The 9,241-nt window shown below is 71.0% G+C and carries 11 protein-coding genes; 3 read left to right on the top strand and 8 right to left on the bottom strand.

Features of this window, described 5'->3' with window-relative positions; genetic code table 11:
* From VNW53_RS16530 to VNW53_RS16505, 6 genes are all read right to left on the bottom strand, one after another.
* Positions 1–395, bottom strand: a 395-nt coding sequence (locus tag VNW53_RS16530; protein WP_325556921.1) for an amidase family protein, incomplete at its 3' end; no start/stop codon positions are given.
* 6 nt (positions 396–401) lie between these two features.
* Complete coding sequence (dapB, locus tag VNW53_RS16525; protein ID WP_325556920.1) at positions 402–1,151, bottom strand: 4-hydroxy-tetrahydrodipicolinate reductase; 750 nt, start codon at positions 1,149–1,151, stop codon at positions 402–404.
* 123 nt (positions 1,152–1,274) lie between these two features.
* Entirely contained in the window at positions 1,275–1,934 is a 660-nt protein-coding gene (locus VNW53_RS16520) for a glutathione S-transferase family protein (protein WP_325556919.1), read from the bottom strand.
* Between the two features lie 44 nt (positions 1,935–1,978).
* Positions 1,979–2,452 (bottom strand): SRPBCC family protein, encoded by a 474-nt coding sequence (locus VNW53_RS16515; RefSeq protein ID WP_325556918.1) that lies wholly within the window; start codon positions 2,450–2,452, stop codon positions 1,979–1,981.
* Positions 2,449–2,772, bottom strand: a complete 324-nt coding sequence (locus VNW53_RS16510) for a metalloregulator ArsR/SmtB family transcription factor (RefSeq protein ID WP_325556917.1) — start codon at positions 2,770–2,772, stop codon at positions 2,449–2,451. The genes VNW53_RS16515 and VNW53_RS16510 overlap by 4 nt, the downstream gene beginning before the upstream one ends.
* Positions 2,773–2,868: 96 nt before the next feature.
* Positions 2,869–3,354 (bottom strand): hypothetical protein, encoded by a 486-nt coding sequence (locus tag VNW53_RS16505; protein ID WP_325556916.1) that lies wholly within the window; start codon positions 3,352–3,354, stop codon positions 2,869–2,871.
* Positions 3,355–3,536: 182 nt separating this feature from the next.
* Between VNW53_RS16505 and VNW53_RS16500 the strand changes: the two genes are divergently transcribed.
* The 3 genes from VNW53_RS16500 to VNW53_RS16490 all read left to right on the top strand — a co-directional run bounded on the left by VNW53_RS16500 (position 3,537) and on the right by VNW53_RS16490 (position 7,744).
* Entirely contained in the window at positions 3,537–5,828 is a 2,292-nt protein-coding gene (locus VNW53_RS16500) for an NADP-dependent malic enzyme (protein ID WP_325556915.1), read from the top strand.
* A gap of 90 nt (positions 5,829–5,918) precedes the next feature.
* Complete coding sequence (locus VNW53_RS16495; RefSeq protein WP_325556914.1) at positions 5,919–7,235, top strand: Hsp70 family protein; 1,317 nt, start codon at positions 5,919–5,921, stop codon at positions 7,233–7,235.
* The gene (locus VNW53_RS16490) at positions 7,232–7,744 is read left to right on the top strand and encodes a DUF1697 domain-containing protein (protein ID WP_325556913.1); all 513 of its coding nucleotides are present in this window, start codon (positions 7,232–7,234) and stop codon (positions 7,742–7,744) included. Before VNW53_RS16495 ends, VNW53_RS16490 begins: the two co-directional genes overlap by 4 nt.
* Here the strand turns inward: VNW53_RS16490 and VNW53_RS16485 are convergent.
* Together VNW53_RS16485 and VNW53_RS16480 are read right to left on the bottom strand one after the other, a co-directional pair.
* Entirely contained in the window at positions 7,741–8,985 is a 1,245-nt protein-coding gene (locus tag VNW53_RS16485) for an NAD(P)/FAD-dependent oxidoreductase (RefSeq protein WP_325556912.1), read from the bottom strand. The two genes, VNW53_RS16490 and VNW53_RS16485, sit on opposite strands and share 4 nt — an antisense overlap.
* Before the next feature lie 13 nt (positions 8,986–8,998).
* Positions 8,999–9,241 (bottom strand): hypothetical protein (locus VNW53_RS16480; RefSeq protein ID WP_325556911.1); only part of this gene is annotated, 243 nt, incomplete at its 5' end.

Raw genomic sequence — 9,241 nt, 5'->3', positions numbered from 1 at the left:
CCGGCCAGGACCGGGGTGTTGGTCTTGCCCCAGATCACCACGCCCGCCTGTTTCGCGAGCCGGACCGCCGCGGCGTCCTCCGCCTGGCGCTGGCGGTAGGGCTTGAGGCCGGACGAGGCGGGCATGCCGACCACGTCGAAGGTGTCCTTCACGGTCATGGGCAGGCCGGCCAGCAGGCCCATGGTCTCCTTCCTGCCGCGGATCTCGTCGAGGGCGCGGGCGTGCTGCAGGGCGCGTTCCAGATCGACGGCGATCACGGCGTTCAGCCGCGCGTGGGTCTGTTCGTGGCGGGCCAGGGCGGCCTTCAGCAGCTCGGCGGCCGAGACCTTGCGCTTGGCGAGCGCGGCGAGCTGGTCGGTGGCGTCGAGGCCGAGGAGGTCGTCGTCCGTGAGCATGGTCGCCTAGTCGGAAAGGCCCAGGACATCGCGCATGTCGTACTCGCCGGGCGGGCGGGCGGCGACCCAGCGGGCGGCGACCACGGCGCCGCGGGCGAACAGCCCGCGGTCGCGGGCGGAATGCGACAGGGTGAGGACCTCGTCGTCGGCGGCGAAGGTGACGCTGTGCTCGCCGATCAGGCCCCCGCCGCGCATCACCGCAAAGCCGATCTCCCCGGCCGGCCGCGGCCCGGTGATCCCGTCGCGGGTGCGCCGCGCCACCGTGGCCAGATCCACGCCGCGTCCCCGCGCGGCGGCCTCGCCCAGCATCAGGGCCGTGCCCGAAGGCGCGTCCGCCTTGCGCCGGTGGTGGGCCTCGAAGATCTCGATGTCGTAGGCGTCGGGGCCCAGGCGCCGGGCGGCCTGCTCGACCAGGCCCATCAGCATGTTGACGCCCAGCGAGAAGTTGCCGGCGCGGACGATGGCCACGGTCTTCGCGGCCTCGGCGATGGCGGCGAGCTGGGCGTCGTCGAAGCCCGTGGAGCCGATCACCAGCGCCGGGCCGCCGCGCGCCGCGCAGGCCGCCGCCAGGTCCGCCGAAGCCTGGGCGCTGGTGAAGTCGATGACCACGTCGGCGGCGGCCAGCGCCGCCTCCTGGCTCATCAGCCCCTCGCCGGTGAGCCCGGAGCGGCCGAAGCCGGCGGCCAGGGCGAGGCCGGCCTCCTGCTCGACAGCCTTGGACACCGCCCGGCCCATGCGGCCGAGCGCGCCGGCCACGGCGATCCTGATCGGGGGCCCGTTAATGTCGAGAGTGGGCAGCGGCTGTCCTCCGGCGTCGCGAGCTGTCGCTAGTCTCGCGAGCCGGAGGAGCGGGTCAATGCCAAGTTTGATCGCCGGCGATCAGGCGGCCGCCGTCTCCTCCAGCCGCTCCCAGCTTGTATTCTGGACGCTGGGCCGCGCGGCCATGCGCTCCATCCAGCCCAGCAGGGGCGAGCCGGCCAGCATGTCGGCGCCCTCCGGCGTCTGGGCGAGGAATTCGAAGTGGCCGTAGGCGAACAGGTCGGCCAGCGAGACCGCCTCGCCCGCGAAGTACGGCTTGGCGGCCAGGATGTCCTCCAGCGCCGCGACGCAGGTGCGCGCCAGAGGCAGGGAATCCGCCACCTTCTGCTCGTCGGGCTCCATGCCGAACTTCGGCTTGACCACCCGGTTGAAGCCGATGCCGGAGGTGATCGAGGGCATCACGTACCAGTCGACGATGTTCATCACCTGGTTCATGCGCGCCTGGGCCCGCGGGTCGGCCGGCGTGAGGCTGGGGCCGTCGAACACCTGGTCGATGTAGCGGCCGATGGCCTGGGATTCGTAGAGCACGAAGTCGCCGTGCTCGATGGTCGGGATGCGGCCGAACGGATTGCGGGCCAGGTGCTCGGGCGCCTTGTGGGCTGCGGCGCCGAAGGCCATGGCCGCCAGGCGGTAGGGCGCGCCCTTCTCCTCGCAGACCAGCAGGGGCTTGCGGACATAGGGGCTGCCCGGAATGCCGTGGACGACGATCGGGTCTGACATGGGAGGTCTCCTTTCTCGGTTGGGGTCGGGTTTCTCGGTCGGGATCAGGCGTTGGCGGCGGACGTGAAGCTGTCGAGGATCAGGCCCCAGCCGCCGTCCATCATGCCCAGGGTCCGGACCGCCGCCTCGCTGTCGCCGAAACGCTCGAGGCCGCGGTGTTCGAAGTCCACGCGGGTCTCGCCGTCGCCGACCGCCGTGAAGCGCACGTCGACTTCGGTGAGCAGGGCCGGGTCGTAGGCGAACTCCGCGTTCAGCCGCCAGGCCAGGACCAGGCGGCCGGGCGGGTCCCAGGTAAGGACGTCGCCCCAGAGCCGCTCAACGCCGTCCTCATGCTCGCCGTACCAGCGGCCGCCGGCCCGCGGCTCGATCACCGCCCCGGTCAGCGGCGAGTCGCCGACATAGTGGGTCCTGGGCCACCAGCCGCCGAAGCCGGCGGTGAACACCTGGAACGCCCGTTCGGGCGTGGCGCGCAGGGTGAAGGTCTTGCGGATCGCGGCGGGTTGAATCGTGGCGTTCACGGTGCTTTCGGCTCCTCATCGTCGTTGCGTTCGACCTCGGCCTTGAAGGCGTCGAGGGCGGTGTCCCAGAAGCGGTCGAGCCAGGCGCGGATCTGCCCCAGCCCTTGCGGGTCGATCTGATAGACGCGGCGCGCGCCGTCCGGTCGATCGGTCACCAAGCCGGCCTCCTTCAGCACCTTCAGGTGCTGCGACACCGCCGGGCGGCTGACCGGCAGGCCCCGGGCCAGGTCGCCCACGGCGCTGGGGCCGGCGGCGAGGCGTTCGAACACCTCCCGTCGGGTCGGGTCGGCCAGGGCTGCGAAGGCGAGATTGTTAGCCATGACTTACCGTAAGTCATAACTAACACAAGAGTCAAGCCACCCGGTTCCGCGGTGGCGACTGGGGGACGGGCGCGTCCCGTCCCCGCTGGCGGCCGCTCACTTCTTGGGCAGCATCTTCTTCAATTCGGCCTGGCTGGCGTTGATGGTCGCCACGCCGTTGTTGACCCCCAGCTTGTCGGCGTCGACGGCGAAGGTGTCGGCGCCCATCTTCACGGTGGCGACGCCGCCCTTCAGGCCGCTGACCTCGCCGATCAGGGCTCCGGTGTTGTCCTTCACCGACATGCCGGTCACCACGCCGCCGCCGGCGACGCGGGCCGAGGTGTCGGCGCCGCTCGCGCCGGCGGCGCTGGATGACGGCGGCGCAGCCGAAGCCGGGCGGCCTGCCGCGACCGCCGCGGGCGCCGGAGCCTGGGCCGACGGCAGGGGCGCCGCGGACGGCGGGGCGGTCAGCGGGGTGGTCGTGGGCGGCGTCGGCTGCAGCCCCGTGCTGGGGCCGGCCGGCGTCTGGGCCAGGGCCTGGCCGCCGAGGATCATCGACGCGGTCAGTGCGGCCGCCGCCGCGTGGGGCAGAAGGGTCTTCATGAGGTGCTCCCGTTCACGAGCGCCCCCAACCTAGGCTTTCCCAACAGGCTCGCCCGGCGGATGGTTCCTCCGCGGCGCGCGCGGCCTCGAACGGCGAAGCTCGACCGAGGTTGTTTCGCCGGGCTCGGGTCTGTAGGTTCGAGGCCTCATCGCAACCGACGACTGAAGGACCCGCCGCCGCCATGAGCGACGCCGAGAAACGCACCTTTACCGACGAGGAAGCCCTGGCTTTCCACCGGCACCCGACGCCAGGGAAGATCGCGATCTCGGCGACCAAGCCCATGGCGACCCAGCGCGACCTCAGCCTGGCCTATTCGCCGGGCGTCGCGGTGCCGGTCCTGGCTATCGCGAAGGATCCGGACCTCGCCTACGAGTACACCTCGAAGGGCAACATGGTGGCGGTGCTGTCGAACGGCACGGCGATCCTGGGCCTCGGCGATCTGGGGCCCCTGGCCGCCAAGCCGGTGATGGAGGGCAAGGGCGTCCTCTTCAAGCGCTTCGCCGACGTCGACGCCATCGACATCGAGATCACCGCCACCGATCCCGACGAGATCATCACCGTTGTCCGGAACATCGGCCCGACCTTCGGCGGCATCAACCTGGAGGACATCAAGTCCCCAGAGTGCTTCATCGTCGAGTCGGCGCTGCAGGAACTCATGGACATCCCGGTGTTCCATGACGACCAGCACGGCACGGCGATCATCTCCGCCGCCGGCCTGATCAACGTCTGCCACCTGACCGGGCGCGACCTGAAGGACGTCAAGGTGGTCCTGAACGGCCCGGGCGCCGCCGGCATCGCCACCCTGGACCTGCTGAAGGCCATGGGGGTGCCGCACGACAACTGCATCGCCGTGGACACCAAGGGCGTGGTCTATCGCGGGCGCACCGAGGCGATGAACCAGTGGAAGTCGGCCCACGCCGTCGAGACCGACAAGCGGACCCTGCAGGAGGCGCTCAATGGCGCCGACGTGCTGATCGCCACCTCCGTGAAGGGCGCGATCACCCAGGAGGACATCAAGCTGATGGCCCCCAATCCGGTCATCTTCGCCATGGCCAACCCCGATCCGGAGATCCGCCCGGAGGAGGTCTATGCGGTGCGCCCCGACGCCATCGTCGCCACCGGACGCAGCGACTACCCCAACCAGGTCAACAACGTCCTGGGCTTCCCCTACATCTTCCGCGGCGCCCTGGATGTGCGGGCCCGCCGCGTGAACATGGAAATGAAGATCGCCTGCGCCAACGCCCTGGCCATGCTCGCCCGCGAGGACGTGCCCGACGAGGTCGCCGCGGCCTACCAGGGCGTGCAGCTCAAGTTCGGGCCGCAGTATATCATCCCGACCCCCTTCGATCCGCGGCTGATCTGGTACATCCCGCCCTTCATCGCCCAGGCGGCGATGGACACCGGGGTGGCGCGCAAGCCGATCGAGGACATGGACGCCTACCGCGCCTCGCTGGCGCAGCGGCTCGATCCGACCGCGGCCTTCCTGCAGAAGCTGCAGGGCGCGGTGCTGTCGGCCCCCAAGAAGCGGATCGTCTTCACCGAGGGCGAGGAGCCCAGCGTGATCCGCGCGGCCTACGCCTTCCAGAACGCCGGCCTTGGCTCGGCCATCCTGATCGGCCGCGAAGAGCTGGTGCATGAGAACATGCTGGCGGTGGGCCTCGATCCCGCCGAGGCCAAGCTGGAGATCCTCAACGCCCGCCTGTCGCACCGCAACGCCGCCTATGTGGACCACCTCTACGAGCGGCTGCAGCGGGTCGGCTACCTGCGCCGCGACGTGCAGCGCCTGATCAACCAGGACCGCAACGCCTTCGGCGCCTCGATGGTGGCGCTGGGCGACGCCGACGGCATGGTCACCGGCGTGACGCGGGCCTTCGACCAGGTGCTTGAGGAAGTGCTCCAGGTCGTGGATTCCGCGCCCGGCGGGCGGATCATCGGCATGAGCGTGGTGCTGGCCAAGGGCCGGACCCTGTTCATCGCCGACACCTCGATCACCGAAATGCCCGAGGCCGAGGACCTGGTGGAGATCGCCCAGGAGGCGGCCCGCGCGGTGCGCGTGCTGGGCTATGAGCCGCGGGTGGCCTTCATGAGCTACTCGACCTTCGGCAATCCCATGGGGCTGCGCTCCGACAAGGTGCGCGAAGCCGTGGCGACGCTGGACGAGATGGAGGGCATCGACTTCGAGTACGAGGGCGAGATGCCGCCGGAACTGGCCCTGGAGCCGGAAAGCCGCGGCAACTACCCGTTCATGCGCCTGACCGGCCCGGCCAATGTGCTGATCATGCCGGCGGTGCATTCGGCGGCCATCTCCACCCAACTGATCCAGTCGCTGGGCGGGGCCACGGTGATCGGGCCCATCCTGCTCGGCCTCGACCGCGCCGTGCAGATCTGCCCGCTCTCGGCCTCGGTCTCGAAGATCCTGCAGATGGCCACGGTCTGCGCCTACGAGCGCCAGCTCGTGGAGACGGACGCCTAACTCCAGCCTGTCATCCCGGACAGCCGCTGGCGCGGCTTCCGGGATGACACGGGAATTGCTAAGGGGCGCGCCCCGCCCGGAGCGCGCGCTGTGACCTCGCCCCTTTCCCTCGGCATAGACTTCGGCACGACCAACACCGTCGTGGCGCTCGCCGACGCGGCCGGGCCGGCGCATCTCGTCAGGTTCCCGGCGCCGGAAGGGGAGCTGTTCGCCTTCCGCTCGTGCCTGTCCTTCCACGCGGGCGACAGGCCCAACGACCGCGCCATCGCCGCCGGGCCCTGGGCGATCGAGGCCTATGTGGAGGACCCGGCCGAAACCCGTTTCATCCAGTCGTTCAAGAGCTTCGCGGCCTCGGAAAGCTTCAGCGAGACCACGATCCTCAACCGCCGCTACCGCTTCGAGGACCTGCTCTCGACCTTCCTGCTGAAGCTGCGCGGCTACGCCGAGGTCGGCATGGCCGAGCTGCCGGAGCGGGTGATCGTGGGCCGCCCGGTGACCTTCGCCGGCGCCGCGCCCAGCGAGCCGCTGGCGCTGTCGCGCTACGAGACCGCCTTCGAGCGGCTGGGGTTCAAGGAAATCCTCTACGCCTACGAGCCGGTGGGCGCGGCCTTCTTCTTCGCCCGCGAGCTCGACCACGACGCCACGGTGCTGGTGGGCGACTTCGGCGGCGGCACCTCGGACTTCTCGATCATCCGCTTCGAGCGGGAGGCGGGAGAGATCCGCAGCCATCCGCTGGGCCGCTCCGGGGTCGGCGTGGCGGGCGACGCCTTCGACTACCGGATCATCGACAACCTAGTCTCGCCGGCGCTCGGCAAGGGCTCGAGCTACATGAGCTTCGGCAAGACCCTGCCGATCCCCAACCGCTACTATTCGGCCTTCGCCCGCTGGGACCAGTTGGCCCTGATGCGCGCCAGCCGCGACATGCGCGAGATCCGTAGCCTGGTCCGCGAGGCCGTCGAGCCGGAGAAGATCCAACGCCTGGTGGAGACCCTGGACGAGAACTACGGCTACCAGCTCTACCGTTCGGTCTCGCGGCTGAAGGAGGCGCTGTCGGCGGACGACGCGGCCCTGTTCGAGTTCGAGGCCGGTTCGATTTCGCTTAAGGGCGCCGTGCGGCGGGCGACCTTCGAGGGCTGGATCGCCCCGGAGCTGGCGCTGATCGAGCAGGCGGTGGACGCGGCGCTGGCCAACGCCGGCCTCGCGGCGGGCGAGGTGGACCGCGTCTTCCTGACCGGCGGCTCGTCCCTGGTGCCGGCCGTGCGCGCGATCTTCCATCGCCGCTTCGAGCCCTCGAAGATCGCCACGGGCGCGGAACTGGAATCCATCGCCTCGGGGCTGGCGCTGATGGGCCGCGAGCGCGACCTTACACGCTGGACGACACGGGCGCCGACGGGAGCCAGCTCATGACCGCCTTCATCGCCCTGCTGCGCGCCGTCAATGTGGGCGGCACGGGCAAGCTGCCGATGAGCGATCTCAAGGCCCTGTGCGAGGCGGCGGGCTTCGCCAAGGTCCGCACCTACATCGCCAGCGGCAATGTGGTCTTCGCGAGCCCTGAGCCGGAGGCCCGGGTGAAGGCCGACCTCGAGGCCCGCCTTGCCGACTACGCCGGAAAGCCGGTGGGCGTGGTGGTCCGGACGGCCACTGAAATGGCGGCTGTGCGCGACGCCAACCCGTTTCCGGACGAGGCCCCCAACGCCACCGTGGCGATCTTCCTGGACGAGGCCCCGCCGGCCGATGCGATCGAAAAGGCGGTGGGCCGTCAGGACGAGCAGCTCCGCCTCGGCCGGCGCGAGATCTACGTCCACTACGGCGCGGGCATGGGGCAGTCGAAGCTGCGAATCCCTGCGGCCAAGGCCGGGACCGCCCGCAACCTCAACACCGTCGCCAAGCTCGCCGCCATGGCCGCCGAACTCTAGGCCAGGGCGGCGATCGCCTCCTCGGCCGCCCGCAGGCCGCTCTCCCAGGCGCCGTGGACGGTGGAATAGAAGCGCTGGCTGGTGGCTTCGCCGGCGAAGAAGATACGGCCCTCTACCGGCGCGGCCAGGATCGCGCGGTCGCCGGCGTGGCCCGGCAGGGCGTGGGAATAGGAGCCCAGCGCCCAGGGATCGCCCGCCCAGTGGGTCTCGCCCAGGCTCGTCAGGCCGCGCCGGAAGTCCGAGCCCAGCAGCTCGCCCAGCTCCTCGATGGCGAAGGCGGTGGCCGCCCCGGGGCCTTCACGCTCCAGGCTGCGCGCCCAGCGCCCGCCCAGGAACACCTCGATGTAGGGCCGCCCGAACGGCCGCAGGTGGTAGCTGCCGATCTCGGTGCGGTCCGACCGGCCGAACAGGTGGCCCTCGACCGGCAGGCCTTCCGGCTCGGCGACGGCCAGGAACACCTTGTCGGCCAGCCCCAGCGGCAGGCCCGCGGCCGCCTCGACCTTCGCCAGCAGGCCCGGCGAGAAGGCGAGCCGGCCCTGCGCCAGCACCGTCGTCGGCGCGGCGACGATCGCGGCCCGCGCGGTGATGCGCCCCTTGCCGGTGTCGAAGGCGAGCTCCACGCTGTCGTGACGGATCGTCGTCACCGGGCAGCCGGTGACGATCCGGCTCAGGTCCGCGAAGTGCGCGACGGCGGCGCCATAGCCTTCGGCGACCCGCCAGTTGACGCCCGAGTCCTCATAGGCCGCGTAGTCGAGGACCGAGACGCCATCGAACTCCGCCCCATTGTAGTAGCTGGAGAATGCGTTCAGCAGCGGGGTCCACCGCCCGCCGGGCTCCAGGAAGTCGGACGCCGGCCGGTCGATCCCCGCTTGGGCCGCCGCTTGCGCCGCCGCCTGCAGGCGCTGCTCCAGGGCGTTGAAGGCCTCGCGGTAGGCGCGCTGGTCCGCCGCCGGGAAGTCCTGGTTGAAGGCCTGCCGCATCCAGTGCGGCGGGCTGCGGTCCAGGCTGAAACCCGCCTGCTCGATGGGTCCCGCCAGGAGGTTCTCGTCAGCCGAATGCACCCAGCCCGCGCCGCAGTCGACGGGGAAGCCCGCGGACGTCAGGACCGTGTGGGCCCGGCCGCCGACCCGGTCGCGGGCCTCCAGCGCCACCGCGTCCAGCGCAGCGCGCTCCAGCCGGCGCAGGGCGGCGATCCCGGCCGCGCCCGCACCCACCACGACGACGTCGAACCGATCGCGCATCGGTTCGCCCTGCTCAGGGCCGGGCCATCAGGGTGGGCGAGTCCAGGTCCAGCTTTTCCAACGGGATCACCTCCACGTCGGGCCGCTTGGCCTTCAGTTCCCCGATGAAGGTCTTGGCGTCGCCGGCGATGATCACGCTGGCCCGGCCGGGAACCATCACCCGGGCCGCGAAGGCCTGCGCCTGGGCCGGGGTCACCGCCTCCACGCGGGTGGTGTAGCGGGTGATCTCGTCCAGCGGCACGCCGTAGAGGGCGAG

The organism is Phenylobacterium sp., assembly GCF_035569475.1.
Lineage (GTDB): Bacteria > Pseudomonadota > Alphaproteobacteria > Caulobacterales > Caulobacteraceae > Phenylobacterium.
The sequence above is the reverse complement of the archived record's forward strand: the minus strand, read 5'-3'. Positions and strand labels throughout refer to the sequence as shown.

What these genes read in the sequence shown, in the direction of transcription:
- VNW53_RS16490 (WP_325556913.1), top strand. Translation starts at nt 7,232, where the DNA reads ATGACCGCCTTCATCGCCCTGCTGCGCGCCGTCAATGTGGGCGGCACG.
- VNW53_RS16520 (WP_325556919.1), bottom strand. Translation starts at nt 1,934, where the DNA reads ATGTCAGACCCGATCGTCGTCCACGGCATTCCGGGCAGCCCCTATGTC.
- VNW53_RS16500 (WP_325556915.1), top strand. Translation starts at nt 3,537, where the DNA reads ATGAGCGACGCCGAGAAACGCACCTTTACCGACGAGGAAGCCCTGGCT.
- VNW53_RS16485 (WP_325556912.1), bottom strand. Translation starts at nt 8,985, where the DNA reads ATGCGCGATCGGTTCGACGTCGTCGTGGTGGGTGCGGGCGCGGCCGGG.
- VNW53_RS16505 (WP_325556916.1), bottom strand. Translation starts at nt 3,354, where the DNA reads ATGAAGACCCTTCTGCCCCACGCGGCGGCGGCCGCACTGACCGCGTCG.
- VNW53_RS16510 (WP_325556917.1), bottom strand. Translation starts at nt 2,772, where the DNA reads ATGGCTAACAATCTCGCCTTCGCAGCCCTGGCCGACCCGACCCGACGG.